Raw genomic sequence first — 25,894 nt, 5'->3', positions numbered from 1 at the left:
CTAGTAGCGGGCTGAGTGCAATCTGTCCCGTGGTCGGGTGGAGTGGATTCTGTCTCGTGGTGGCTGCCGAGGGAGTATTTCCCTCGCCGCGACTGAGCGGGCAGAGTGGAATCTGCCCGTCGGGTGGAGTGGAATCTGCCCGTCGTCGGGCCGCGGGAGTATCTCCCTTGCCGTGGCTGAGCGGGCCGAGTGCAGTCTGTCCCGTGGTGCCTGCCGAGGGGGTATCTCCCTTGCCGTGGCTGAGCGCGCAGAGTGCAATCTGTCCCGATGTCGGGTGGAGTGGATTCTGTCTCGTTGTGCCTGCCGAGGGAGTATTTCCCTCGCCGCCCCTGAGCGCGCAGAGTGCAATCTGCCCGACGTCGACTTTCTACGGGATCAGCGCGATCGACCCCGTCGTCGCTCGCGACTCCAAGTCGGTGTGTGCCTGCGAAGCCTCGGCCAGGGGATAGGTCTGGCCCACCCGCGGCGACAGCTTGCCCGACTGCACCGCGTCGAAGATTTCGCCCGCGCGCCAACGGAATTCGTCGGGGTCGGAAATGAAATGGGCCAGGGTGGGTCGCGTCAGCGACAGTGATCCCGACGTATTGAGCCGCTGCAGATCGAATGGCGGCACCGGTCCGCTGGCGGCACCGAACACGACGACGGTTCCGCGGATCGCCGTCGACGACAGGCTCGCGTCGAAAGTGTCCCTGCCGACGCCGTCGTAGGTCACGCGGACGCCCTTGCCGTCGGTGAGGCGACGGACCTGGGCGCCGAGGTCGGGGGCGTAGCGCAACACGTGGGTCGCCCCGGCAGCCTTCGATAGTTCCGCTTTCTCGTCCGTCGACACCGTCGTGATGACATGCAGATGCTTGGCGTGGGCCAGTTGCGTGAGCAGCAGCCCGACGCCGCCTGCACCCGCGTGAACCAGAATGGTGTCGCCGGCCTGCGGATAAGCGCTGCCGTCGAGCAGGTAGTGCGCGGTGAGCCCCTGCAGGAGGAGGGTTCCGGCAACTTCGTCGGAGACTTCGGCGGGCACCCGGGCGGCCTTGGCCTCGGGGACCGCGACCAATTCGGCGTAACTTGCGGGCACGTCGCACCAGGCGACGCGGTCGCCGACAGAGAAATGAGTCACATCCGCGCCGACGGCGCGAACCACACCGGCCCCTTCCGCCCCTGGAATGTAGGGCGGCTGGGACGGATACAGACCGCGTCGCAGATAGGTGTCGATGAAGTTGACGCCCACCGAAGTGGTCTCCACCAGCAGGTCCCCGGGGCCTGGGGAGGGGTCCGGCACCTCTCCGTAGGTCAGTACTTCCGGTCCACCGTGCGCGTTCACCTGTATCGCCCGCATGGCTAACAGTTCTACACGACGAAGTATGCTTGGCGGCTATGAGCGAAGACACGACGACCATCGAACCGACCGCCGTCGAGGCGCCCGGCCACGTCGTGGCGTCGATCCAGAAGTTCGTCTCCCGCGAGAGCGGCGAGGCGACCGCGGTGATCCAGCCGATCGGCGCAGCCGGAGTCCGGATCACCCTGGTCGGAGCCGACGGCGGCATCCTCGGTGATCGCGTCGTCGCCGACGTCGCGACTGCCGAAGCCGTGGTCAACGCCGTCGACGGACTCAGCATCGGTGAATGGGATCGCGCCCTCGTCTCGTCGACGACCGTCAAGCCCTCGCATTACCGCAAGATGGCCGGCTGGGTTGCCCGGCAGACCCGTTTCCCGAAGCCCCGCAATCGCGCGTCGCTGTAGGGCGTGAACCGCTATCTACGACGGGCCGTAGTATGAGCAGCGTGGGTCAAAACGTTGCATACCGTGGTTTCCTGCGACTCGTCGACTTTCTGCCGCTCCCGACCGTCCGAACGCAGCGTCGGATCGCCCTCGCGGTACTGCTCAGCCAGGCGCTCATCGCGGTCACCGGGTCGATCGTCCGCGTCACCGCGTCGGGTCTCGGTTGCCCGACCTGGCCGAAATGCTTCGACGATTCGCTAGTCCCGCTGGCCTCCAATCAAGTGCCCTGGTGGCATCAGGCGATCGAGTTCGGTAATCGGCAGATCGCCGTGTGGATCGTCGTAACCTGTTCGGCGGCAATCGTTCTCGCGGTGCTCCGCGCTCGACGTCGGCGCGAGATCCTGATCTACGCCTGGATCATGCCCGCGTCGACGCTGTTTCAAGGCGTCCTCGGCGGCATAACGGTGCTCACCGGACTGAGTTGGTGGGTCGTCGGGTCGCACATGCTGGTGTCATGCGCGATGGTCGCCGCGGCGGCCACGCTGTACGTCAAGGTCGGACAACCCGACGACGGGGTCATCACCTCGCAGGCCCCGCAGTCGTCGCGCAATCTGGTCGCGTGGTCGGCGGTTGTGATGGCACTGGTGCTGACCGCCGGAATGACGGTCACCGGTGCCGGGCCGCACGCCGGCGACCGCACGCGTCCCGAAGCGATGGACCGCTTCAATGCCAGCATCCCAATGCTCACCACGATTCACGGCTTGCTCGTCGCGTTGTACTTCGTGCTGATCGTGTCGGCGACGGCGCAGATCTGGCGCGGTGGCGCCGCTGATGTCGTTCGACGCCGCGCGGTGATCGTGCTTGTCGTCGCGGGCGCGCAATCGCTGATCGGCATCGTGCAGTACTTCACGAACGTCCCGGCGCTGCTCGTCGTGCTGCACGTCGCGGGTGCGTGCTCGGTCATCGCCGAGACAATGATCCTGTTCCAGGTGATGAAGCCACGGATGGCCCGCGACGAAGTGACCGCGGTCCCGCATTTCGCCGGGTGAGATGAGCTCGTGGGTGGGTGGTCACGCGTCGGTCTGGTGGGTTGAGTCGGGTTTCACCGGTCGGGGCACTCGATCTGCTGGTTGAGCCGCGAGGAGCGCTAGCGACGAGCGTGTCGAAACCTCTGTACCACAATGCATTTGATGGTAGCGCACGTGTCGAACCGTGATGGTATCGAACATCGAGGCGTGTGCACCCGTGGTGTGCACACGCGTCACTTGCCGGGTGACATCGACGATATTGGCGCACATCATCGAAAGTCGTTGTGGCTGAGAGGTTTCGACACGGACTCGGCTAGCGCTACTTCGACTCAGCTAGCTGCCTCGCTCAGCACGGCGCTCGTCCGGCTCAACCAGCAGGGGCGCTTCGGCCGGTGGATCCAGGTTGAGCGAGCGCAGCGAGTCGAAACCGACGCGACCGCGGCCTGTCTCGACGTCGGCGTACGTGTGTGGTTTCGACACGGGCCTACGCTAGCGCTTCGGCCCGGCTCAACCAGCGGTGGAACATTCCGGCCCGGCGGATGACCAGCGGCGGAACATTTCGGCCCGGCTCACCCAGCGGACGACCAGCGGCGGAACATTGCAGCCCGGTTCAACCACCGGCGGAACACTCCGGCCCGGTCAAACACGGAGTGACAAGGCTACGAGAACTTGAACCAGCGCACGGCGCCGGCCGCGCCGACGATGGCCCACACGGCCAACACGACCACGCCGAAGGCGTCGAATGAGCCGGCGGCGGCCCGACTGAGCGCCTCGGTGAGCGCACCCGACGGTGAGCAGCGCGCGGCCCAGTGCACCCAGTTCGGAATCGACGACGACAGCACCACCAGGCTGCCGATGCCCAGCAGCACGAACCAGATCAGATTGGCAAGGGCCAGAACGACTTCGGCCTTCAGCGTGCCGCCGAGCAGCAGTCCCAGCGCGGCGAACGCGGCGGTGCCCAGGGCGATGATGACGGCGCCCAGCAGCAGCCCGGCGACGTCGGGCCGCCACCCGAAGACCAGCCCGATCGCGCCGACGATCAGCGACTGCAGGATCACTACCGCGGTCACCGCGATCGATTTGCCCGCGATGATGCCCCAACGCGGAATCGGCGTCGCGCCGAGGCGTTTGAGCGCCCCGTAGCGCCGGTCGAATCCGACGGCGATGGCCTGTCCGGTGAACGCGGTCGACATCACCGCGACGGTGAGGATCGCCGGGACGAAAGTCGTCGCACGCGCGGCCGAGTCGGAGCCGAGGCTGGTATCGAGCGGCAGCAGGCACAGTCCGACCAACAGTGTGATCGGGATGAACATGGTCAGTAGCAACTGCTCGCCGTTGCGCAACAGCAGCACGAACTCCAACCGCGACTGCGCCGCGAGCATCTGCGGCAACGACGCGGCCTTCGGTCGGGGCGTGAAGACCCCGGGGGCGAACCGATTCACGAGCGGACCTCCCGGCCGGTCAACGATAGGAATACGTCCTCGAGGCTGCGGGTGTCGACGCGTAGGTCGGTGATGAGCACGTCGCGCGCCGCGCACCATGCGGTGATGGCGGTGATGACGTTCGGCGTCACGTCGCCGACCACGACGAACGTTCCCGACGTCGACTCGGTGAGCCGATATCCGTCGGGCAGCACGGCACCGAGTGCGACGACGTCGACGTCGCCGACCGCGGTGAACCGCAACTCGCCGTCGGCGCCGCGTGAAGTCAGTTCCTCCGGTGTGCCCGACGCCACCACCTGCCCGGCGTCGATGATGACGATCCGATCGGCGAGTTCCTCGGCCTCATCCATCAGGTGGGTGGTCAGCAGTACCGACACACCGTCGTCGCGCAGCCGGGAGATCAACTCCCACACCAGGATTCGGGCGTGAGCGTCGAGGCCGGCGGTGGGCTCGTCGAGGAAGACCAACTCCGGTCGTCCGACGATGGCGCAGGCCAGGGCCAGCCGCTGCTGTTGGCCGCCGGAGAGTCGACGATAGGGTGTGCGCTCCACCTCGGTCAGCCCGAGCTCGGTGAGCAGCCAGTCGACGTCGAGCGGCTCGGCGGAATACGACGCGCACAGTCGCAGCATCTCGCCCGCGCGCGCGCCGGGGTAGGCGCCGCCGCCCTGCAACATCACGCCGACCCGGCGGCGCAACTCGTCGTTGTCGGAGCCGGGATCGAGTCCGAGGACCTCGACGACGCCGGCGTCGGGGGCAGTGAATCCCTCGCAGATCTCGACGGTGGTCGTCTTGCCGGCACCGTTGGGTCCGAGCAGCGCGAGAACGCTGCCGGCGGGAAGGTCGAGATCGAGCCCGTTCACCGCGGTTCGCGTCCCGAACTTCTTGACCAGACCGCGCACTCGCAGGGCCGGTTTCGGGTCTTCGATGTCCACGGGCACGCCGCTCAGCCTATGCGGTGACCGCGCAGACGCCGAAGTCGCCTCGGCGCTGTTGTTAGCTGCCTCACACGGGTGTGTCGGCCCGCTCGGCGCGCTCCCGACGCCGCTTCTGCCAGGGGAACTCTTCGAAGAACAGCGCCGTGAGCACGGCGACCATGATCACACCGGCGAGTACGCCCTGTGCGAGCACGACGCCGCTGGTGTTGGAGCTCGTCGGCATGACGGCGATCGCCATGATCGCCGAGATGGCGATCGCACCGAGCCGGAACCAGCGTCCAGTGGCCCAGGCGGCCAGCGGCACGACGGCCCACAGCAGATACCAGGCCTGCGCGAACGGCGATAGCAGCACCACCGTCGCCATCGCGATGCCGAGCGCGCCCACCGGATGCAGGCGGCCGGCGAGCGTCGCGAGCATCCACCGGATGATGAACAGCCCGGCGATGAGCTGCGCCACCGGCCGCACGACGTCGAGGATGGCCTGGGTGTGATCGCCGAGGCCCAACCCGATGCCGAACCGCCCCGACGTCACCGACAGCAGCGTCGGCATCGACATCCACGACCGCACGACGTCGCCGGTGCTCAGCGTCTTGGTCCAGCCGAATCCGAGGCCCGTCCCGACGCAGATGCCGACCACCACGACGATCAGGACCGTTCCGGTGACCGTCGCCGACGCCGCGAGCGCGTAGACCGACTGCTTTGACCGCGCCCACCACTGATTGCGCGGCGCGTGGCGCAGCGCGGGCAGCGTCGCACCCCAGCGTCGGGCCAGGGCGACGCCGATGAACGCCAACGCCAGAATCGACGTCGCCTTGACCATCGCCGACGCCGAGATCACGGCCACACCGAGGATCAGCATCCAGCCCGCCGAACTGGGCAGAAAGCGCGTCCATCCGACGTCGTCGCTGCGCAGCAGGTCACGTGACGAGTCCAGGCCGCGGAAACAGAACTCCAGGCCGACGAGCATCAGTCCGAGCATCAGCGCTTCGTTGTGGATGCCGCCCACGAGATGCAACAGCAACAGCGGGTTCATCGCGCCGAGCCATAGGGCGGCCACCGACGAGACGCCGCAGCGTCGGGCCAGGCGGGGCAGTGCCCAGACGATCAACGCCACGCCGGCCAACGCCAAGACGCGGTGCAAGAAGATGGCGGCGGTGATGTTGTCGCCGGTCACCCGGGTGATCTGCTCGCCGATCCACAGGAACAGCGGCCCGTACGGCGCGGGCGTGTCGCGCCACAGATTGGGCACCGACCTGGTCAGCACATGGTCGACGCCGAGTCCGCGGATGGGGCTCACGACATAGGGGTCCATGCCGCGGTAGGCGATCGCCGACTGAGCGAGATAGGAGTAGATGTCCTTGGACAGCAGCGGCGGCGCGATCGCGATCGGGATGATCCACAGCATCAGCGTGCGATCGGCCTGCTTGCGCGTCATCCGCCGGGCCGGGCTGCGCCGCTGATACACCTCGACGCTGAACCGTCCGACGGCGAACCGGCCCAGCAGCAACCATGCGACGACCAGCATGATCGTGCCGCCGATCGACAGCGTCAGCGCCGTGCTCCACATCCGCGACGGCAGCGACAGCACACGCATCCCGGCGACCGGATTCTGCAGCACGGGGATGGCGCCCGAGCCGAGCGACCCGACGAGCAGCAGGATCGAACCGGTCGCGCCGAACAGTTTGATCCGCTGCAGCCGCCGCGATTCGGCGGCGTTGAGCGGCCCGACCTCGTGCTCATCGGCGTGCATCCGCGCCATCGCGACGCCGTAGTCGCCCGTGGAGTCGGCGTCGGGGACCGGCTTGGCGGTTCGACGCAGGGTCTCCGACGTCAATCCGAGGTAGTCCAGGAGAGCATTGGGCACGACGACGACTGTATCCGCCGAGTGCGACACGCAGGCGCACCGCGCTCGACGCCGGGCCGCGCGAACCGCACTGGCACCGTGCACGGCCCGACCCGACCCGGACATAAGGCAACCCTTGCTTGGCAGGCGGGAAGTATTTACGTCACACTGGTGTTGTGAAAAGCGTGACCGACCGATCGACCGAGGGTGCCCACGGCGCAGGCGACGACCTGCTGCCGGGTTCCGCCGACGGTCAAACACGCGACGCGGTCATCAAACTCCTCGTCGAAGACGGCCCGCTCAAGGCCGCTGACATCGCCGAACGCCTCGGCATCAGCCCGGCGGGCGTGCGTCGGCACCTTGACGCGCTGACCGCGGCGGGCGACATCGAGCCGTCGAGCGCCGAATACGGCGTGATGGCCGGCCATCGCGGTCGCGGACGCCCGGCCAAATGGTTCCAACTGACTCCCGCCGGTCGGGGCAAGCTCCGGCACGCCTACGACGATCTCGCCGGCGCGGCCCTGCGCGCGTTGCGCGACGTCGCAGGCGAGGAGGCGGTGGAGAAGTTCGCCCGTGACCGCGTCGCGGGGCTCACCGCTCACATCGAGCCGGCGGCGTCGCCCGAAGCGGTCCCGGCGACGGTCGAGGCCATCGCCTCGGCCTTGACTGGTGCCGGCTACGCCACCAACACCCGCCACGTCGGGACCGGCGTCCAGATCTGCCAGCATCATTGTCCGGTCGCCCATGTCGCGGCCGAGTTCCCCGCCCTGTGCGAGGCGGAGACCGCGGTCTTCACCGAATTGCTCGGCACGCACGTGCAGCGATTGGCGACCATCGCCAACGGTGACTGCGCGTGCACCACCAATGTTCCGTTGATCCGCGTGGATTGACCGGCCGCTCGCAAGTAGCTCCACACCCCCTCGACGCGACAGCCCCCGCGCCGAAACCGAGAAAGAAAGGCATTGCCATGACGGTGACCGATCCCACGGTGCCCACGACGGCGTCGAGTGCTGGGCAGTTGACCCAAGAGGAGACCATCGCGTCGCTCGGCACGTACGGCTACGGCTGGTCCGACTCCGACGAGGCCGGTGCCAGCGCACAGCGCGGTCTGTCCGAGGCAGTCGTGGCCGACATCTCGGGTAAGAAGAACGAGCCCCAGTGGATGCTCGATCAGCGTCTCAAGGCGCTCAAGATCTTCGACCGCAAGCCCATGCCGAGCTGGGGTGGCGACCTCGACGGCATCGACTTCGACAACATCAAGTACTTCGTGCGTTCCACCGAGAAGCAGGCTGCTTCGTGGGAGGACCTGCCCGAGGACATCAAGAACACCTACGACCGCCTGGGCATCCCGGAGGCGGAGAAGCAGCGCCTGGTCGCCGGCGTCGCCGCTCAGTACGAGTCGGAGGTCGTCTACCACCAGATCCGTGAGGACCTGGAGCAGCAGGGTGTCATCTTCCTCGACACCGACTCGGGTCTGCGTGAGCATCCCGAGCTGTTCCAGCAGTACTTCGGAACCGTCATCCCGGCCGGCGACAACAAGTTCTCCGCGCTGAACACCGCGGTGTGGTCGGGCGGATCGTTCATCTACGTGCCGCCGGGCGTGCATGTCGACATCCCGCTGCAGGCGTACTTCCGGATCAACACCGAGAACATGGGGCAGTTCGAGCGGACGTTGATCATCGTCGACGAGGGCGCCTACGTGCACTACGTCGAGGGCTGCACCGCGCCGATCTACAAGACCGACTCGCTGCACTCGGCCGTTGTGGAGATCGTCGTCAAGAAGGGCGGCCGCTGCCGCTACACGACCATCCAGAACTGGTCGAATAACGTCTACAACCTGGTCACCAAGCGTGCCAAGGCCGAGGCCGGCGCCACCATGGAGTGGGTCGACGGCAACATCGGGTCCAAGGTGACCATGAAGTACCCGGCGGTGTGGCTGACCGGTGAGCACGCCAAGGGCGAGGTGCTCTCGGTCGCGTTCGCCGGCGCGGGCCAGCACCAGGACACCGGATCCAAGATGGTCCACCTCGCACCCAACACGTCGAGCAACATCGTCTCCAAGTCGGTGGCGCGCGGCGGCGGCCGGGCGTCGTACCGCGGTCTGATCAAGATCAACCACGGCGCACACGGCAGCCGGTCGACGGTGAAGTGCGACGCACTGCTCGTCGACCAGATCAGCCGCAGCGACACCTACCCGTACGTCGACATCCGCGAGGACGACGTCACGATGGGCCACGAGGCCACCGTGTCGAAGGTCTCCGACGACCAGCTGTTCTACCTGATGAGCCGCGGTCTGACCGAGGACGAGGCGATGGCGATGGTCGTGCGCGGCTTCGTCGAGCCGATCGCCAAGGAGCTGCCGATGGAATACGCGCTCGAACTCAATCGCCTGATCGAACTGCAGATGGAAGGGGCCGTCGGCTAAATGAGTGCCGAGAATGTAGCCGAGGCTTTGGAGTCAACGAGCGCCGGGAGCGCAGCGAGCGGGCTCACTTCAGCGACCCCGGGCGTCGTGCACAGCAAGGGCGAGGCTTTCACCTCGTTCGACGTCGACGCCTTCGAGGTACCCAGCCCGCGGGAAGAGGCGTGGCGGTTCACCCCGTTCCGCCGCCTGCGCGGACTGCACGACGGGTCGGCGGTGCGTACCGCTGATGCGACGGTGACGGTCGAGGGCCTCGTCGACGGCGTCACCGCCGAGACAGTCGAGCGTACCGACGCCCGCCTCGGTCAGGGCGGTGTGCCCTTCGATCGGGTCGCGGCACAGTCGTACTCATCGTTCACCTCCGCCACGGTGGTCACCGTGGGCCGGGAGGTCGAGGTGGCCGACCCCATCACCGTCACCGTTGACGGCCCCGGGGAAGGCGAGGTGGCCTTCGGTCATCTGCAGGTCCGGCTGGAAGCCTTCGCGCGCGCCGTCGTCGTGATCGACCAGCGCGGCAGCGGAACCTACGGCGAGAACATCGAGTTCATCGTCGGCGACTCGGCGCACCTGACCGTCGTCAACGTCCATGACTGGGCCGACGACACCGTCCACGTCGCCGCGCACCACATCCGGCTCGGCCGCGACGCGGTGATCCGCCACTTCGCCGTGAGCCTCGGCGGCGACCTCGTCCGCCTGGCACCGGTCGTGCACTACGACGGCCCCGGCGGCGATGCCGAACTGCTCGGTCTCTACTTCGCCGACGCCGGACAGCATCTCGAGCAGCGACTGCTGGTCGATCACAGTCAGCCCAACTGCCGCTCGCACGTCACCTACAAAGGTGCGCTGCAGGGAGATCCGGGCAACCGCGCGCGCGAGGCGCACACCGTGTGGATCGGCGACGTGCTGATCCGTCCGGAAGCCGAGGGCACCGACACCTTCGAGCTCAACCGCAACCTGGTGCTCACCGACGGCGCCCGCGCCGACTCGGTGCCCAACCTGGAGATCGAGACCGGCGAGATCGTCGGGGCGGGCCACGCCAGCGCCACCGGACGATTCGACGACGAGCAACTGTTCTACCTGCAGGCCCGCGGCATTCCCGAGGACCAGGCCCGACGCCTCGTCGTTCGTGGCTTCTTCGGGGAGATCATCGCCAAGATCGCCGTACCCGACCTGCGCGAACGCCTCTCCGCCGCGGTCGAAAAAGAACTCGAATCCGCCGGCGCCTGACGGCGACCCGCATCCCAGAACCTAACAGCCCAAGGAAAGCACCTCCCATATGACCACGCTTGAAATCCGTGACCTGCACGTCAACGTCGCCCAGTCCGACGCCGACGCCGAGCCCATCAACATCCTCAAGGGTGTCGACCTGACCGTGCGCTCGGGTGAGACGCACGCGATCATGGGTCCTAACGGCTCGGGCAAGTCGACGCTGTCGTACGCCATCGCCGGGCATCCCAAGTATGAGGTCACCGGCGGCTCGATCACCCTCGACGGCGAAGACGTCCTGGGGATGACGGTGGACGAGCGCGCCCGCGCGGGTCTGTTCCTGGCCATGCAGTACCCGGTCGAGGTGCCCGGCGTCTCGATGAGCAACTTCCTGCGCACCGCGGCCACCGCGGTCCGTGGCGAGGCTCCCAAGCTGCGCCATTGGGTCAAAGAGACCAAGGAAGCCATGAATGAGCTGGAGATCGATCCGTCGTTCTCCGAGCGCAGCGTCAACGAAGGCTTCTCCGGCGGTGAGAAGAAGCGCCACGAGATCTTGCAGCTCGACCTGCTCAAGCCGAAGATCGCCATCCTCGACGAGACCGACTCGGGCCTCGACGTCGACGCACTGCGCGTCGTGTCTGCCGGTGTGAACCGCTACAAGGAGCGCGAGAACGGCGGCATCCTGCTGATCACGCACTACACGCGCATCCTGCGCTACATCAAGCCCGACTTCGTGCACGTGTTCGTCAACGGCCGCATCGTCGAATCGGCCGGCCCGGAGCTCGCCGACGAGCTCGAAGAGAACGGCTACGTGCGCTTCACCGGCGCGGCGGCTGGCGCCAAATAGTCCACGTCTGACACTGGGAGGCGGTCTGATGAGCATTGCCACCGATACCACCACGCTCGACGTCGCCGCGCTACGGCGGGATTTCCCCATCCTGTCGCGTACCGTGCGCGACGACAAACCGCTGGTGTACCTCGATTCCGGCGCGACGTCGCAGCGGCCCGTCCAGGTGCTCGACGCCGAGCGGAACTTCCTCGTCACGCATAACGCCGCGGTTCACCGCGGTGCGCATCAGCTGGCCGAGGAGGCCACCGATGCCTACGAGCACGCGCGCGAAGCGATCGCCCGTTTCGTCGGGGTCACCGCGAACGAAATCGCGTTCACCAAGAACGCCACCGAGTCGTTGAATCTGGTGACCTACACGCTCGGCGACGACCGCAGCGCCTCGATCTTCGGCGGCAAGCCGCTGGGACCGGGCGACACCGTCGTCATCACCGAGCTCGAGCACCACGCGAATCTCGTTCCCTGGCAGGAACTGTGCCGTCGGACCGGGGCGACGCTGAAGTGGTACGGCGTCACCGACGACGGCCGGATCGACCTCGACTCGCTCGACCTCGACGAGACCGTCAAGGTGATCTCGTTCACTCATCAGTCGAATGTCACCGGTGCGGTCGCCGACGTCGCCGAGCTCGTCCGCCGCGCCCGTGCGGTCGGCGCGCTGGTGGTGCTCGACGCCTGCCAGTCGGTGCCGCACATGGCCGTCGACCTGCGTGCGCTCGACGTCGACTTCGCCGCGTTCTCCGGACACAAGATGTTCGGCCCGTCCGGCGTCGGTGTGCTCTACGGCAAAGCGGCACTGCTGGAACAACTTCCGCCGTTCATCACCGGCGGTTCGATGATCGAGACGGTCACCATGGAGGTGTCCACCTACGCGCCGCCACCGCAGCGCTTCGAGGCAGGCGTGCCGATGACGTCACAGGTCGTCGGGCTCGGTGCCGCCGTCGAATACCTGTCCGGATACGGTATGGAAGCCATTGCGGCGCATGAGCATTCGCTCACCGAGCGAGCATTGGACGCACTCGGCGACATCGCCGGTGTGCGCATCGTCGGCCCGCCGACCGCCGAGAACCGGGGCGGTGCGGTCTCGTTCGTCGTCGACGGCATCCACGCCCACGACCTCGGCCAGATCCTCGACGACGAGGGCGTCGCGATCCGCGTCGGACACCACTGCGCGTGGCCGCTGCATCGTCGGTTCGGCGTCGCCGCGACGGCACGTGCGTCGTTCGCCGCATACAACACGCTCGACGAAGTCGACGCGCTCGCAGCGGCGATCGTCAAGGCGCAGAAGTTCTTCGGGGCGGTGTAGGCCGTGCGGATGGAACAGATGTACCAAGAGGTGATCCTCGATCACTACAAACACCCGCACGGTCGTGGCCTGCGCGATCCGTTCGCCACCGAGGTGCACCATGTCAACCCGACCTGCGGCGACGAGGTGACCCTACGCGTGGCGTTGTCCGACGACAACGCCACCGTCGCCGACATCTCGTATGACGGTCAGGGCTGCTCGATCTCGCAGGCGTCGACGTCGGTGCTGTACGACCAGATCGTCGGCCTGCCGGTGGACCAGGCGTTGGCGACGCTCGACTCGTTCAACGCGATGATGACCTCCCGCGGCACCGACGAGGGAGACGACGAGATCATCGGCGACGGCGTAGCATTCGCCGGTGTGAGCAAGTACCCGGCGCGGGTGAAGTGCGCGCTGCTGGGATGGATGGCATTCAAGGACGCGTTGAGTCAGGCAGTGCATCTCGACGGCGACGTGAGCGAGGAATCCGCATGAGTGAAGACACCGTGACCACAACCGATCAGGCAGCCGTACCGGCGCCGGTCGCGACGGCGTTGCCGCTGATCGACGACGTCGAGGAGGCGATGCGCGACGTGGTGGACCCCGAGCTCGGCATCAACGTCGTCGATCTGGGGCTCGTCTATGGAATCGAAGTGACCGACGATGCCGTCGCCAAGATCGACATGACCCTGACGTCAGCGGCGTGCCCGCTGACCGATGTCATCGAAGACCAGTCCCGCGCGGCTCTGGTCTCCAGCGGCCTGTGTACCGAGCTGGAGATCAACTGGGTGTGGCTGCCGCCGTGGGGTCCGGACAAGATCACCGACGACGGTCGTGAGCAGCTGAGGGCGCTCGGCTTCACTGTCTAGCGGCGGACCGCAATTCCGACAGAACGGCCCAGATCCCACACTCAGGTGTCGGATCTGGGCCGTTCTGTCGGAAATGCGCCGTGAGTGCGCCCGCGAAACAAATCGGGATGCGGGCGCGTTACACACACCATGGCAACGATTGAGCTGACCGGCGAAGTATTCGACCAAACCGTCCAAGACAACGACATCGTCCTCGTCGACTTCTGGGCGGAGTGGTGCGGGCCCTGTAAGCAGTTCGGCCCCGTCTTCGAGCGGGTCTCCGAGAAGTACCCCGACCTAGTCTTCGGCAAGGTCGACACCGAAGCTCAACAACAGCTCGCCAGCGCCGCGAACATCCGCTCCATCCCGACGCTGATGGTCTTCAAGAAGGGCTACCTCGTCTTCAACGAAGCCGGAGCTTTGCCGCCCAAGGCGCTTGAGTCGCTGGTCGAGCAGGTCGTCGACCTCGACATCGACAAGGCCGTCGCGGAGCAGGCCGCGGCGAAGGACGTCTAGGGGCCGACTTCTGTGTTGGTCCCCGTCGGCTTGCGTGGTTTCGACACGGGTCTGCGCTAGGACGGTGCTGATTAACGCCGAAACGTCCCTCACCCGCTGGTTGAGCCGGGACGGAGCGCAAGCGGAGTCCCGTGTCGAAACCTCGCAAGACGACGATGCCAACGAATCCAAACGCCTTGTGACAGTTGTCAATTCGACTCACCTTGGTTTCGACGCGGGCGCGTCTCGCTTCGCTCGTCGGGCCCGGCTCAACCAGCGGGTGCGCGCCGCCCGTTGGATTGATCAGCACCCTCGTAGCGCTTCGACCCGGCTCAACCAGCGGAAATCGCAACCCGTCAGCTCGGCTCGACGTCGGGTGTCGGGCCGGCGGGTAGGTGGACCCGTTCACCCTCGCGGTCGAAGATGGTGAGGATTTCGGTGGTCGCCTCGTGTGCGGACAGGCAGTGCGGGACCATCGTCGAGAACTCGGCGGCGTCGCCGGTCTCGACGAAGATGGTGCGTTCACCCAGCCGCAGACGCAGGGTGCCCGACAGTACGGTGAACCAGTCGTGGCCGGGGTGGACGCGCAGTTCGTCGGACCCGGGTGGGGTGGGGTCGATTCGCATCTTGGCGACGGTAACCCCGTTGACGGCGCGGTCGCGGGACAGGATCCACGTGGTTCGCCCGGGCCACTGTTGAGGTTCGGGGCGGATCACGACGTCGGTGTCGTCGATCGGTTCGACCAGCTGGTCGATCGACGTCCCCAGCGCCCGCGCGATGGGCACTAGCTGGTCGAGCGCGATGCGCCGATGTCCGGTCTCCAGGCGGGACAACGTCGAAGGGCTCAGGAAGCACCGCGCGGCGAGCGTGTCGAGCGACCACCCCCGGGCGAGTCGGAGGCTGCGGATACGCTGGCGTACGACGACGTCCAGATCGACAGAAGACGGCATATTCTCTTGCGTCATGAGCAAGAGAATATGCCGCCTTGGCACTCTTGGCTAGAAGTCAGCCCTCCGACGCCGTCGGATCGAGTTCGTCGCCGCGGTGGCGGCCCATGTTGGCGAACAGCGCCGGCGACAGTCGTTTGAGTACGACGGCCGAGATCACACCGATGACCGCCGCGACGGCGATCAACGCCGGCAGCTCCCAGGCCAGTGCACTGCCAGGGCTGGAGATCAGATTCCCGAACTGTGACGCCGCGTAGACGGCGACGGTCGCCAGGGCCAGGAAGCCGACGGTCGGGGCGACTCGGGTGCGTAACATGTTGCGGTCCAGCTCGCGGTTGCGCAGGAAGAACACCAGCACCGCGAGCGATGCGAGAGCCATCAGGAACAGGATCGACAGGGTGCCGAGCTGGGTGAGCCAGGTGAACAGCGCCAGGACCGGATCTTGATTGGTCACGACGAAGATGAACACGACGACCAGGGCCAGAACGGTCTGCGTGACGGATCCGGCGTGCGGACTGAGGTGCCGGGGGTGCGTCCGGCCGAGCCGCTCGGGAACCAGGCCTTCGCGACCGAGTGCGTAGAGGTAGCGGGCCACCGCGTTGTGGAAGGCGAGCAGCGCGGCGAAGACGCTGGTGGCGAAGAGCAGGGACATGGTCCTGGTGACGGCGGTGCCGACGTAGGTTTGGCTGATCTCGAAGAGGAATGCCGTCGGGTCGGGCTGCAGGCCGGCGAGGTGTGCGACGAGTCCGGTCGCGCCTTGAGCGTTGACCATGAGCCAGGTGGTGATCGTGTAGAACGTGCCGATGACGAGGACCGCGAGATAGGTGGCGCGGGGAACGGTGCGCTTGGGGTCGCGGGCTTCTTCGCTGTAGATGGTCGTCGCCTCGAAGCCGATGTACGACGCCGAGTTGAACAACAGGGCGACCGCGAGCGAACCCGTGGTGAGACTGGACCAGCTGAACGAGTCGAGGCTGAGACCGGTGGTGCCGCCTTGGCCGCCCTTGGCGACGACCGCGGCGTCGACGATGATCACGACCAGGAATTCGGCGGCGACCAGGATGGACAGGACCTTCACCGACAGGTCGACCTGCCGATAGCCGAGGACGGCGATGATCGCCATGCCGATGAACGCGATCACCCACCATTGCACATGCCAGCCGAAGTTCTCCGACAGGAACGACGCCGTCGCCGATCCGAACAGTCCGTACAGACCGATCTGCATGGTGTTGTAGCCGAGCAGTGCGATCCACGCGGCTGCTCCACCGGCGTATTGCCCCAGGCCCCGGGCGACGAACGAATAGAAGCCGCCGGTGCTGGTGTGGTGGCGCGCCATCGCGGTGTACCCGACGGCGAACACGATCAGCAGCGCGGACACGATGACGTATGCGGCGGGTACCCCCGGTCCGTTGCCGAGGAGCATGGCTACGGGCGCGCCGCCGGCCATTGCCGTGAGTGGGGCCGCCGCGGACACCACCAGGAAGGCGATGGCGAGAGTGCCGAGTTTGCCGGCGCGCAGTTTCTGGCTGTCGCGACGTTCGATGTGGTCCGTGGGCACTGAGGGCGGGTGCGCTTCGGGTGGCGTTGTCATGGGCGGGCTCCTAAGCCGTTCCTGCATCGTTCGGGTCCGAACGACATTGCAAAAAGGTAATCCATCTCACTGTGTCGCGCAAGACTTTCGGCGACATTCGCGGGAACTGACCGCGTCGGGTGAAAGGTGTTGACCCGAGAGGCGAAAGCGCCTATCGTTTGGACCCGAACGATCTCGACGAAGCGAGGGACAGATGAACGAATTTCATGCCACGGTGGAGGGCGTCGACGTCGACACCCGGCACTGGATCGGCGGCGAGCGGGTGGCTTCGGCGACCACCTTCGACTCCGTGTCGCCGATCGATGAATCGGTGATCGCACGCGTCAGCGCCGGAACAGAGGCAGAGGTGAATGCCGCTGTCGCCGCGGCGCGTGCCGCGTTCCCGGCCTGGGCGGCCATGCCCGTCGAAGAGCGCAGCGCCATCCTGCGCCGCGTCGCCGACCTCGTGGACGAGCGCGTCGAGCAACTCGCCGTCGTCGAAACCCGCGACAACGGCTCGCTGCTGCGCAGCCATCGCCGCGGTGTCATGCCACGTGTGGCCATGAACTTCCGCTACTTCGCCGACTATGCGCAGGAGCAGCTCGCGCACCCGGATATGGAGGTGCGTGACCACCGCGAACGGATCACCTATGACCCGGCCGGCGTCGTCGCGATCATCACACCCTGGAACGCCCCACTCATGCTCGCGACCTGGCGGATCGGTCCCGCACTCGCTTCGGGCAACACCGTCGTCGTCAAGCCGCCGGAGTGGGCGCCGCTGACCGCATCCCTGCTCGCCGACATCATGCACGACGCCGGAGTGCCCGCGGGCGTCTTCAACGTCGTGCAGGGCACCGGTGCGCAAGCGGGCGCCCCGCTGACCGCGCACCCCGGCATCAACCGACTCTGCTTCACCGGGTCGGTACCGACCGCCGGAGTCATCGCCGCGGCCGCGGCACCGAACATCGTGCCGCTGTCCTTCGAGCTCGGCGGCAAGTCACCGCTGGTCGTGTTCGACGACGCCGACCTCGACCTCGCGGTGGACATCGCGGTCGAGCAGTTCGACAACGCCGGGCAGGTCTGCCTGAAGGGCTCGCGGCTGATCGTCGAGCAATCGATCGCCGACGAGTTCACCCGCCGCGTCGTCGACAAGGCGTCGACCCTGGTGCAGGGTGATCCGCGCGACGAGGCGACCGACGTCTCGGCGCTGATCCATCGCAGGCATTTCGACACCACCGCGGGCTTCGTCGAACGCGCGATCGCCGACGGCGCGCAGCCGATCCTCGGCGGCGGACCCAACGGCGACCTCGGGGGACTGTTCTTCGCGCCGACGATCCTGACCGGCGCGACGCCGGGCAGTGAGATCCTCACCGAGGAGGTCTTCGGGCCGGTTCTCACCCTCGAGACCTTCGAGACCGAAGAGCAGGCCGTCGACCTGGCCAACAACACCCGATTCGGCCTGGCAGCCACGCTGGTCACCGGCGATCCGGTGCGGGCCGAGCGGGTCAGCAACAGCCTCGACGCCGGAACCGTGTGGGTCAACTGCTTCTTCGTGCGCGACCTCGGCGCCCCGTTCGGCGGCAACGGCAAGTCCGGGATCGGCCGCGAAGGCGGAATCTGGTCCTTCGACTTCTACACCAATGTCAAGAACTCGGTCTTCTCGCCTGCCGGCTGGACCGCAGACGGAAAGGAAAACTGATGGGCGAAGTCGTCGGCGCGGGATTGCTCGCGCACGTCCCCACTATCGTGCTGCCGGAGGACATTCGGCGCGAGCTCAATCACGGCGAGGACACGACCCTCGTGCCCGCGCTGCATCAGCTGCGCTCCGAGGTCTTCGACACCGTCGACTACGACACCGTCGTCGTGCTGGACTCGCACTGGGCGACCACGGTGGAATTCGTCGTCACCGCTCAGCAGCGCCGCGCCGGGCTGTTCACCTCCGAAGAGTTGCCGCGCGGAATGACTCGCCGCCACTACGACTTCGCCGGAGATCCCGAGCTCGCCCACCGCATCGCCGAGCAGGGTCCCGCGCACAGCACGTTCATCACCGCGATCGACGACGATCACCTGCCGATCTTCTACGCCACCACCAACCTGTGGGAATTCCTCGGGCAGGGCCTGCCGGACAAGAAGTGGATCTCGATCGGCGTCTGCCAGACGGCCGACGGCGAAGACAACCTGCGCCTCGGCCGCGCCCTGGGCGACGCGATCGCCCAATCCGACCGCAAGGTCATGCTCATCGCCTCCGGCGCGCTCTCGCACACGTTCTGGCCGCTGCGCAAGCTGCGCGACCACGAGGCGTCGGGCGTCGAGCACATCTTCACCGCCGAAGCGGCCGCCGCTGACGCCAAGCGCATGGAGTGGTTCGAAGCGGGTGATCACGCACGGGTGCTCGACACGATGGACGAGTTCTACCGATTCAAACCCGAGGCGCGCTTCGGGCACTACCTGATGATGATGGGTGCGATCGGTGAAGGCGACTGCACCGCGTCCGGGCGACGCTACGGCGAATACGAGAACTCGGTGGGAACCGGCCAGGTGCACTACTGGTTCGACCGGCCTGAGTCCGGCTTCCCGCGCCCGCGCCGCACTCCCGCCGATCCCGACTACCTCCGGCAGACCGCCGGCCCCGACCTGACCGCAGCCGGATAACCGGCGAGCCGAACCCGAAGGACACCCATGACCACCACCGAATACCGTCGGATCCTGCTGGACGGCAACGTCGTCGACGTCCGGGTCGACGGCACCGATCTCGTCGCGGGCGACGGTCGTCGCACACCGATCGCCGACGCGACGCATCTTGCGCCGGTCGAGCCGAGCAAGATCATCTGCGTCCACCTCAACTACCTCAGCCGGGTCACCGAGCTGCAGACCGCGCTGCCCAAGGCGCCGACCTACTTCCACAAGCCGGTCTCCGCGCTCAATGCTCACGACGCCGCGGTGGTGCGGCCCGTCGGCTGCAAGTGGCTCAACTACGAGGGCGAGATCGCCATCGTCATCGGGCGCACCGCGCGCAACATCTCGCCCGCCGAAGCGGGGGACTACATTCGCGGCTACACCGTCGCCAACGACTACGGGCTGCACGATTTCCGCGACACCGACTCGGGTTCGATGCTGCGTGTCAAGGGCGCCGACACGCTGTGCCCGATCGGGCCGGGCATCGTCGAGGGCTGGGATTTCCGCGGCAAGCGGATCCGCACGATCGTCAACGGCGAGGTGCGTCAGGACGGCAACACCGACGAGATGGAATGGGACATGCACTACCTCGTCGCCGACATCGCGCGGACGATCACCCTCCAGCCCGGCGACATCCTGCTGTCGGGAACGCCGGCGATCTCGCGCACCGTGTACCCCGGTGACGTCGTCGAGGTCGAGGTGGAAGGGCTGGGCACACTGCGCAACCACATCGTCGAGGGCCCGACGCCGATCCGGTCCGACGTCGGCGCTCAGCCGACCGAGAGCGAAGAGGTGCTCTCGACCGCGCAGGGCGGCGACTGGGAATTCCGCGGCATCCGCAAGCCCGCGCCGCCGCAGCCGTGAGCGACGCAGGCCGACGTCCGCTGATCGCGATCCCCGCGCGGTTCTCGGAGAACGCGTCGGCACTGCGGTACGGCGCCGAGGTGACGGCTCGCGCACTGCTCGACGCGGTCTACGCGGCGGGCGGCGAGCCCGTCGTCGTGCACCCGGTGGCGCCGGGTGCGGTCGTCGACGTCGACGAGGTGGCCCGGCGGCTGAGTTTCTGCGATGGGATCCTCTTGCCGGGCGGCGGTGACCTGTCGCCGGTGTGGACCGGTGCGCAGCGTCATCCCGAACACTATGACGTCGACGAGGAGCAGGACGCCTTCGACATGGCGGTGGCCCGCTACGCGCTCGCGTCGGGCACTCCGCTGCTGGCGATCTGCCGCGGCCTGCAGGTCGTCACGGTGGCGCGGGGCGGCACGCTGCACGCGCACATGGACGCGGCGTCGACCGGCGGCACGGACCACCGTCATCGGGTGCACACGGTCGCGGTCACCGAAGGCAGTCTGCTGGCAGACCTATGGGGCACCGACACGATTGAGATCTCCTGCTACCACCATCAGTCGATCGACCGGCTGGGTGAGGGGATGAGTGTCGTCGCCAGAGCCGACGACGGAACGATCGAAGCCGTGGGCCTCGACGACGCCCCGGGATGGTTCGTCGGAGTGCAGTGGCACCCCGAGGACACCGCCGGGTCAGATCGGCTGTCGGCGTCGATCTTCGGCGGTCTGGTGAATGCGGCGAGGTAGGGGGTGAATCCAGACCCGCGCAGCCAGCTGAGCCGGGCCCGCCGAGCCATCCGCTGGTTGAGCCGTGAGGAGCGTTAGCGACGAACGTGTCGAAACCACGACACCCGCCAGTGAGCCGGGCCCGTCGAGGGCAGCGAGTCGAAGTGACGCGCCCGCGTCGAAACGGTGAGCCGAGCTCCGCTGGTTCCATCGTGTTTGGATGCGTTGGCATCGTTGGCTTGCGAGGTTTCGACACGGTCCTTCGCTAGCGCTCCGGTCCGGCTCAACCAGCGGAAGGAGCCGCTGGGGTCCGGCTCAACTTGGATCCACCGAGGACAGGCCCGCCGCTGGTTGAGCCGTGAGGAGCGTTAGCGACGAGCGTGTCGAAACCACCACACCCACCCGCTGAGCCGGGCCCGCCGAGCGCAGCGAGCGCCGTGCTGAGCGAGCGCAGCGAAGTGACGCGCTCGCGTCGAACCACGGTGAGCCGATCTCCGCTGGTTCCATGGTGTCTGGATGCGTTGGCATCGTTGGCTTGCGAGGTTTCGACACGGACCGTCGCTAGCGCTCCGGTCCGGCTCAACCAGCGGATGGATCGTTCCGGTCCGGCCTGCGCCGGGTCAGTCGAGCTCTAGCTGTTCGATCTGCTCGACGATCAGGCGCAGGCTTTTCGTCAGTTCCCGGACTTTCCGGTCGCCGAGCGGTGCGACGATGTCGGCCTCGAGTGCGTTGAACTTCGGGAACAGGGAATCCATCAGGGCTCGACCGTCGTCGGTCAGCGCGAGATTGATCAGCCGGCGGTCGTCGGGGTCGGTCGATCGCTCGATCCAGCCGCGGTTCTCCAGGGTTCCGACCACCCCGGTCAAGGTTGCCTTGGAGATATTCGCCGACTCGGCGGCCTGCGACGTGGGCAGACCGTCGTAGATCCATACCGACCACAACACGACGAATCCGGTCCACGAGATGTCAGCATCTCGTAGGACGGTATTCGTCGTGTGCGTTCGGATGGCGTTGGCAGCGCGGTGCAGGCTCGACAATGCGTGCATCGCGTTGAAGTCGATCGGGAGCGCGCCGACCCGCTCACCGACCGCCTCCTCGGTTTCGCGGAGCGTGGCGAAAGGGGACATGCGGGCGAGTATATGGGACGACGCTGCCTCGACTACGTCACGGAACCAGGCGAGTCAGGCTGTGTCCGCCGTTCCAGACGACTCCGACCTGGCAGTAGTAGCCGCCGATGATCTCGTCGACGGTGAGTCGATCGAGTTCCTCGGTCGGTGAGCTGTACAGGTTGATGTCGACGTCGCCCTTCCATGCCTGCCCGCGTTCGAACTCGGCGCCCTGCGACGAGATCAGCTCGTTGTAGGCGTCGGGGGAGCCTGCTTCGATGCCGGGCAGGATGCGGTGATGAGCCATCGCGTGTCCGTTGACGAAGCCGTTCGTGTCGGACTCTTCGCGCAGGGTCAGCACGACGTCGGCGAGCCGACGATCGCCGGCCGCCAGCGTCGCGCCGAACACACCGCCCGGTCCGATCGCGGGCGCTGCCTGCAGGAATGGGTGCGGCCGGGTCTGCCACATGGAGCCGAGCTTCTTCGGGTAGCCCTGGTGGATGCCGCGGGCGATGGCGAAATCCTTGTCCACCCAGATGTAGACGCACCGCGAGAAGGTCTGGCCGGCATACGAGCAGCGCACGACGACGAAAGCCTCTTTGTACTGCGCGCGGACCGGATCGAGAAGCTCCTCGCGCGATCCGCTGCACGACTGCCAGTCCGCCCAGATCAACGCCACCGCGCCGGGATCCTCGTCGGCGAGTTCGAGCGGTTCGGGAAGCAGCTCACGTACCCGTGCCGGATCTGTCCGGTATTCGACCGTCAGTAGGTCGCCGGAGTAATACCACGGCGGATTCGGCACGATGCCGGCCGTCCCCAATTCCGTTCGCGGGTAAAAGAATCCGTTGAGTGTGGCCATGAGTGTCTCTTCCTTCGCGGGGTGTTCGGAAAGTCGTTCGGGTCCAAACAATACAGGGTTCCGAGTCTCTTGAAAACCTTGTGACGCAGGAAACATTGCGATATTGTTTGGACCCGAACGATCATCCAGTTGGAGGCAACCGTGGCACATTTCGACACCTCAGGATTAGCGCCGGCACAAGCCGACCTCGAAGCACAGGGCATTGATGTCGTGCGTCTGGGGTACAGCGACATCATCGGCACCGACCGCGGGCGAGATGTCCTCGTCAACCGGTTCGGTCGGACGGTCGGCGGTGGCGTCGCCTTCTGTCGATCGGTGTACGGCACGACGCCGGGCGGCGGCGTCGTCGACATCGACGGCGGCATGAACGCAGGCCTCCCCGACGTCGTCGCCTTCCCGGTCCTGGAGACGATGCAGCCGGTTCCGTGGGAGCCCGGGGTGGCCCACTGCATCGCCGATGTGTTCAACCCGGACGGCTCACCGTCGCAGGAAAGCCCGCGACAGGTGCTCAAGCGCGTCGTCGAGCAGTTCGCGGAATTGGGGATGAGCCCCATCTGCGGGCCGGAGCTGGAGTTCTACGTCTTGGAGCCCAACGAGAAGGCGCCGAACGGGTGGGCGCGCTACGGCGAAGCGACCGGCAACGTCTATGTGTCCGGGCTGCGTGGCGATCCGGAGAACGTCCTGCTGTCGTCGCTTCGGCAGCTCGGTGACTACGGCCTCGAAGTGGTCGCGGCCAATCACGAGTTCTCGTCGGGCCAATTCGAGATCAACCTGTGGCACTCGGACGCACTCGACTCGGCTGACCGAGCACACCGGTTCAAGGCCGCGGTGAAGGAACTGGCGCGCAAACTCGGCAAACTCGCGACGTTCATGGCCAAACCGTTCAACGACGAGGGAGGTTCCGGTTTCCACATCCACTTCTCGATGTGGTCCGACGACGGCGCCGCCCTGTTCGACGACCCCGACTCGGCGGACGGTCTGTCGCAGGTGGCGCACTGGGCGATCGGCGGCATCCTCGCGCATGCGCCGGCATTGGCGGCACTGCACAATCCGACCATCAATTCGTTCAAGCGGTTCGGGCCGGACACCCTGGCTCCGTGGCTGATCGACTGGGGCTTGGACAACCGGTCGGCGATGGTGCGGATTCCCCCGGAGCGCGGCAAGGCGAGTCGCCTGGAGTTGCGTCTGGGCGATGCCAGCGCCAATCCGTACCTGGCCACGGCCAGCTTGCTCGCCGCGGCGTACCTCGGAGTCCGAGACAAGATCGAGCCTGCCGAGCCGCTGGTCGGCTACGGATACGACCCCGAGCGGTCGGAGATGCTGCCGACGACGCTCTCCGCGGCTCTGGACGCCCTCGAGGCCGACACCGAACTACGTGACGTTCTGGGTGACGTCTTCGTCAAGACCTTCCTGACCTACAAGCGGGACGAGATCAACCGCTTCCAGTCGTTCATCACCGACTGGGAATTCGCCGAGTACACCTATCACCTATAGCCCTCCCACAGTCACAGCCCAGACATCAAAGGAGATGCACATGACGACCGAACCGATTTCGGTACCCCTCGATCAGGTCGACCTCGCCGACGTCGACCGCTTCGCCGCGGACGGCGGCCCGTGGGGAATGTTCGACACCCTGCGCCGCGAGGACCCGGTGCACTGGAATGAGGAGACCGACGGCGGGAACGGCTTCTGGGCCGTCACCCGCTACAACGACATCTGGGATGTCCAGAAGGATTCCGACACCTTCACATCGACGGAATTCGTCAACCTGGAAGAGGTCGCTCCGGAGCTGCGCGACGCCCGACGCTCGATCCTGGAGACCGACGGTCCACGCCACCAGGCGTTGCGGGGCCTCATCCAGCGAGAGTTCTCGCCCCGCAACCTGATGAAGAACTACGAGGCGTTCCTTCGGGAGCTGACCAAGCAGACAATCGACGCGGCACTGGAGAAGGACGAGTTCGACTTCATCGAAGAGGTCAGTGCCGACCTGCCGATTCAGGTTCTCGCCCGGCTGCTCGATGTTCCCCGGTCCGATACCCCGCAGCTGATCGCGTGGGGCAACGAACTAGTGGCGAACACCGACCCCGACTTCACCGACCACCCCCTCGACGCCCCCGAGAGCGCGGAGTTCGCGCATCTGCCGTTCCGGTCGCCGACGATTCAGGACGTGTGGGACTACGGTCGCAAGCTGCGCGACGAACGCAAGGGCGGCTCCGGCACCGACTTGGTCAGCATGCTGGCCAACAAGATGCCCACCGACGGAATTCCGCTCAGCGATCTCGACTTCGACAACTACTTCTCGTTGCTCGTCATCGCGGGCAACGAGACGACTCGACACGCGATCAGCAACATCACCTACGCGTTGATCAACCAGCCCGATCAGATGGCCAGTCTGCAGGCCGATCCGTCGTTGATCGGTAGCGGACTCGAAGAACTGCTGCGGTGGGCGTCACCGGTGTACCACTTCCGGCGCACCGCGACCCGTGACGTCGAACTCGCCGGCAAGCAGATCAAGGCCGGCGACAAGGTGGTCACCTGGTTCGCATCGGGCAACCGGGATTCCGAGATCTTCCCCGAGCCGTACAAACTCGACGTGACCCGTAAGAATGTCGACAACATGACCTTCGGCAAGGGCAGCCCGCACCTGTGCCTCGGCAACAACCTGGCCCGGTTGGAGATCAGGATCGTGCTCGAGGAACTCCTGCCCCGACTGAAGACGATTGAACTGGCGGGCGAGGCCAAGAGGATCCGATCCAACTTCGTCAACGGCATGAAGTCGTTCCCGGTACGGGTGACATTGAAGTAGCCGCCGGTTGAGCCGGGCCGGAGCGCAAGCGTAGGCCCGTGTCGAAACCCCGGCGACACAACCGACTAAAGGCGAAGCCTCGCCGCCTAGAGGTGCATTCGACAGCTGAACCGTCGAATGCACCTTTTGGGTTCGGCGTCAGACGACCACGGCAATCAGAAGTCGGGTGTGGGGTCGCGCGAGGTCGATTGTGAGTGTGATTTCGACTCGCTGCGCTCGCTCAACCTGGATCCACCGGCCGAAGCGCCCCTCTGCTGGTTGAGCCGGACGAGGCGCTAGCCCAGTCCGTGTCGAAACC

At 66.5% G+C, this 25,894-nt stretch carries 24 protein-coding genes; 16 read left to right on the top strand and 8 right to left on the bottom strand.

The genetic code is table 11. The annotated features are described in order from the left end of the window. Positions 1-367: 367 nt before the first annotated feature. Positions 368-1,333 carry a quinone oxidoreductase family protein gene (locus tag HH308_RS25535; protein ID WP_170197087.1) on the bottom strand — a complete coding sequence of 322 codons (966 nt, stop codon included), beginning with the start codon at positions 1,331-1,333 and terminating at the stop codon, positions 368-370. A 38-nt stretch (positions 1,334-1,371) separates the two neighbouring features. Here HH308_RS25535 and HH308_RS25530 point away from each other — a divergent pair, with 38 nt between their 5' ends. Then, complete coding sequence (locus HH308_RS25530; protein WP_170197086.1) at positions 1,372-1,737, top strand: hypothetical protein; 366 nt, start codon at positions 1,372-1,374, stop codon at positions 1,735-1,737. Between the two features lie 32 nt (positions 1,738-1,769). Then, a complete protein-coding gene (locus HH308_RS25525; RefSeq protein ID WP_170197085.1) occupies positions 1,770-2,765 on the top strand; it encodes a COX15/CtaA family protein in 996 nt (331 codons plus the stop codon). A gap of 638 nt (positions 2,766-3,403) precedes the next feature. Here the strand turns inward: HH308_RS25525 and HH308_RS25520 are convergent. The 3 genes from HH308_RS25520 to mptB are packed head-to-tail and all read right to left on the bottom strand — an operon-like array spanning position 3,404 to position 6,985. Beyond that, positions 3,404-4,126: an ABC transporter permease gene (locus HH308_RS25520; protein WP_246284850.1), complete on the bottom strand. Its 723-nt coding sequence runs from the start codon at positions 4,124-4,126 to the stop codon at positions 3,404-3,406. Between the two features lie 56 nt (positions 4,127-4,182). Beyond that, positions 4,183-5,133, bottom strand: a complete 951-nt coding sequence (locus HH308_RS25515) for an ABC transporter ATP-binding protein (protein ID WP_170197095.1) — start codon at positions 5,131-5,133, stop codon at positions 4,183-4,185. Between the two features lie 55 nt (positions 5,134-5,188). Continuing rightward, complete coding sequence (gene mptB, locus HH308_RS25510) at positions 5,189-6,985, bottom strand: polyprenol phosphomannose-dependent alpha 1,6 mannosyltransferase MptB (protein WP_312870853.1); 1,797 nt, start codon at positions 6,983-6,985, stop codon at positions 5,189-5,191. A 164-nt stretch (positions 6,986-7,149) separates the two neighbouring features. Here mptB and HH308_RS25505 point away from each other — a divergent pair, with 164 nt between their 5' ends. From HH308_RS25505 to trxA, 8 genes are all read left to right on the top strand, one after another. Next, complete coding sequence (locus tag HH308_RS25505; protein WP_376767273.1) at positions 7,150-7,854, top strand: helix-turn-helix transcriptional regulator; 705 nt, start codon at positions 7,150-7,152, stop codon at positions 7,852-7,854. Between the two features lie 77 nt (positions 7,855-7,931). Beyond that, positions 7,932-9,389, top strand: coding sequence for a Fe-S cluster assembly protein SufB (gene sufB, locus HH308_RS25500; protein ID WP_170197081.1), 1,458 nt, complete (start codon positions 7,932-7,934; stop codon positions 9,387-9,389). Further along, the gene (sufD, locus tag HH308_RS25495; protein WP_246284838.1) at positions 9,390-10,613 is read left to right on the top strand and encodes a Fe-S cluster assembly protein SufD; all 1,224 of its coding nucleotides are present in this window, start codon (positions 9,390-9,392) and stop codon (positions 10,611-10,613) included. Positions 10,614-10,662: 49 nt separating this feature from the next. After that, a complete protein-coding gene (gene sufC, locus HH308_RS25490; protein ID WP_170197080.1) occupies positions 10,663-11,439 on the top strand; it encodes a Fe-S cluster assembly ATPase SufC in 777 nt (258 codons plus the stop codon). A 28-nt stretch (positions 11,440-11,467) separates the two neighbouring features. Then, positions 11,468-12,742, top strand: coding sequence for a SufS family cysteine desulfurase (locus tag HH308_RS25485; RefSeq protein ID WP_170197079.1), 1,275 nt, complete (start codon positions 11,468-11,470; stop codon positions 12,740-12,742). 3 nt (positions 12,743-12,745) lie between these two features. Then, positions 12,746-13,216, top strand: a complete 471-nt coding sequence (gene sufU / locus HH308_RS25480; RefSeq protein ID WP_170197078.1) for a Fe-S cluster assembly sulfur transfer protein SufU — start codon at positions 12,746-12,748, stop codon at positions 13,214-13,216. Continuing rightward, a complete protein-coding gene (locus HH308_RS25475; protein WP_170197077.1) occupies positions 13,213-13,590 on the top strand; it encodes a metal-sulfur cluster assembly factor in 378 nt (125 codons plus the stop codon). The genes sufU and HH308_RS25475 overlap by 4 nt, the downstream gene beginning before the upstream one ends. Before the next feature lie 129 nt (positions 13,591-13,719). After that, complete coding sequence (trxA, locus tag HH308_RS25470; protein WP_170197076.1) at positions 13,720-14,085, top strand: thioredoxin; 366 nt, start codon at positions 13,720-13,722, stop codon at positions 14,083-14,085. A gap of 335 nt (positions 14,086-14,420) precedes the next feature. Here trxA and HH308_RS25465 read toward each other — a convergent pair whose 3' ends face one another. Both HH308_RS25465 and HH308_RS25460 read right to left on the bottom strand, forming a co-directional pair. Further along, positions 14,421-15,014 (bottom strand): helix-turn-helix domain-containing protein, encoded by a 594-nt coding sequence (locus HH308_RS25465; RefSeq protein ID WP_376767272.1) that lies wholly within the window; start codon positions 15,012-15,014, stop codon positions 14,421-14,423. Positions 15,015-15,069: 55 nt separating this feature from the next. Beyond that, complete coding sequence (locus tag HH308_RS25460) at positions 15,070-16,599, bottom strand: APC family permease (RefSeq protein ID WP_170197074.1); 1,530 nt, start codon at positions 16,597-16,599, stop codon at positions 15,070-15,072. 193 nt (positions 16,600-16,792) lie between these two features. Here HH308_RS25460 and HH308_RS25455 point away from each other — a divergent pair, with 193 nt between their 5' ends. From HH308_RS25455 to HH308_RS25440, 4 genes are read left to right on the top strand one after another with little or no spacing between them, the layout of a single operon-like run. Beyond that, positions 16,793-18,277 carry an aldehyde dehydrogenase family protein gene (locus HH308_RS25455; RefSeq protein ID WP_170197073.1) on the top strand — a complete coding sequence of 495 codons (1,485 nt, stop codon included), beginning with the start codon at positions 16,793-16,795 and terminating at the stop codon, positions 18,275-18,277. Beyond that, positions 18,277-19,230 carry a DODA-type extradiol aromatic ring-opening family dioxygenase gene (locus tag HH308_RS25450; protein ID WP_170197072.1) on the top strand — a complete coding sequence of 318 codons (954 nt, stop codon included), beginning with the start codon at positions 18,277-18,279 and terminating at the stop codon, positions 19,228-19,230. The genes HH308_RS25455 and HH308_RS25450 overlap by 1 nt, the downstream gene beginning before the upstream one ends. A gap of 27 nt (positions 19,231-19,257) precedes the next feature. After that, positions 19,258-20,118 carry a fumarylacetoacetate hydrolase family protein gene (locus HH308_RS25445; protein WP_170197071.1) on the top strand — a complete coding sequence of 287 codons (861 nt, stop codon included), beginning with the start codon at positions 19,258-19,260 and terminating at the stop codon, positions 20,116-20,118. Beyond that, complete coding sequence (locus tag HH308_RS25440; RefSeq protein WP_170197070.1) at positions 20,115-20,846, top strand: gamma-glutamyl-gamma-aminobutyrate hydrolase family protein; 732 nt, start codon at positions 20,115-20,117, stop codon at positions 20,844-20,846. Before HH308_RS25445 ends, HH308_RS25440 begins: the two co-directional genes overlap by 4 nt. A gap of 599 nt (positions 20,847-21,445) precedes the next feature. On the opposite strand, the gene HH308_RS25435 is transcribed toward HH308_RS25440, so the two are convergent. Next, positions 21,446-21,952, bottom strand: coding sequence for a MarR family winged helix-turn-helix transcriptional regulator (locus HH308_RS25435; RefSeq protein ID WP_170197069.1), 507 nt, complete (start codon positions 21,950-21,952; stop codon positions 21,446-21,448). 37 nt (positions 21,953-21,989) lie between these two features. After that, positions 21,990-22,790 carry an acetoacetate decarboxylase family protein gene (locus HH308_RS25430; RefSeq protein ID WP_170197068.1) on the bottom strand — a complete coding sequence of 267 codons (801 nt, stop codon included), beginning with the start codon at positions 22,788-22,790 and terminating at the stop codon, positions 21,990-21,992. Positions 22,791-22,931: 141 nt separating this feature from the next. Between HH308_RS25430 and HH308_RS25425 the strand changes: the two genes are divergently transcribed. Both HH308_RS25425 and HH308_RS25420 read left to right on the top strand, forming a co-directional pair. Next, on the top strand, positions 22,932-24,284 hold the full coding sequence (locus HH308_RS25425; protein WP_170197067.1) for a glutamine synthetase family protein: 1,353 nt from the start codon (positions 22,932-22,934) through the stop codon (positions 24,282-24,284). Between the two features lie 40 nt (positions 24,285-24,324). After that, positions 24,325-25,596, top strand: a complete 1,272-nt coding sequence (locus tag HH308_RS25420) for a cytochrome P450 (protein ID WP_211188843.1) — start codon at positions 24,325-24,327, stop codon at positions 25,594-25,596. Positions 25,597-25,894: the final 298 nt, after the last annotated feature.

Origin of the sequence: Gordonia asplenii, from assembly GCF_012933505.1 — a bacterium.
Lineage (GTDB): Bacteria > Actinomycetota > Actinomycetes > Mycobacteriales > Mycobacteriaceae > Gordonia > Gordonia asplenii.
Note: the sequence above shows the minus strand (reverse complement) of the source record. Positions and strands in the feature narration are given on the sequence as shown.

Coding starts and splice junctions, on each gene's coding strand:
- HH308_RS25535 (WP_170197087.1), bottom strand. CDS start 1,333: ATGCGGGCGATACAGGTGAACGCGCACGGTGGACCGGAAGTACTGACC.
- HH308_RS25430 (WP_170197068.1), bottom strand. CDS start 22,790: ATGGCCACACTCAACGGATTCTTTTACCCGCGAACGGAATTGGGGACG.
- HH308_RS25435 (WP_170197069.1), bottom strand. CDS start 21,952: ATGTCCCCTTTCGCCACGCTCCGCGAAACCGAGGAGGCGGTCGGTGAG.
- sufC (WP_170197080.1), top strand. CDS start 10,663: ATGACCACGCTTGAAATCCGTGACCTGCACGTCAACGTCGCCCAGTCC.
- HH308_RS25475 (WP_170197077.1), top strand. CDS start 13,213: ATGAGTGAAGACACCGTGACCACAACCGATCAGGCAGCCGTACCGGCG.
- HH308_RS25445 (WP_170197071.1), top strand. CDS start 19,258: ATGACCACCACCGAATACCGTCGGATCCTGCTGGACGGCAACGTCGTC.
- trxA (WP_170197076.1), top strand. CDS start 13,720: ATGGCAACGATTGAGCTGACCGGCGAAGTATTCGACCAAACCGTCCAA.
- sufD (WP_246284838.1), top strand. CDS start 9,390: ATGAGTGCCGAGAATGTAGCCGAGGCTTTGGAGTCAACGAGCGCCGGG.
- HH308_RS25525 (WP_170197085.1), top strand. CDS start 1,770: ATGAGCAGCGTGGGTCAAAACGTTGCATACCGTGGTTTCCTGCGACTC.
- HH308_RS25460 (WP_170197074.1), bottom strand. CDS start 16,599: ATGACAACGCCACCCGAAGCGCACCCGCCCTCAGTGCCCACGGACCAC.
- HH308_RS25465 (WP_376767272.1), bottom strand. CDS start 15,014: ATGCCGTCTTCTGTCGATCTGGACGTCGTCGTACGCCAGCGTATCCGC.
- HH308_RS25455 (WP_170197073.1), top strand. CDS start 16,793: ATGAACGAATTTCATGCCACGGTGGAGGGCGTCGACGTCGACACCCGG.
- HH308_RS25530 (WP_170197086.1), top strand. CDS start 1,372: ATGAGCGAAGACACGACGACCATCGAACCGACCGCCGTCGAGGCGCCC.
- sufB (WP_170197081.1), top strand. CDS start 7,932: ATGACGGTGACCGATCCCACGGTGCCCACGACGGCGTCGAGTGCTGGG.
- HH308_RS25420 (WP_211188843.1), top strand. CDS start 24,325: ATGACGACCGAACCGATTTCGGTACCCCTCGATCAGGTCGACCTCGCC.
- HH308_RS25485 (WP_170197079.1), top strand. CDS start 11,468: ATGAGCATTGCCACCGATACCACCACGCTCGACGTCGCCGCGCTACGG.
- HH308_RS25450 (WP_170197072.1), top strand. CDS start 18,277: ATGGGCGAAGTCGTCGGCGCGGGATTGCTCGCGCACGTCCCCACTATC.
- HH308_RS25520 (WP_246284850.1), bottom strand. CDS start 4,126: ATGCTCGCGGCGCAGTCGCGGTTGGAGTTCGTGCTGCTGTTGCGCAAC.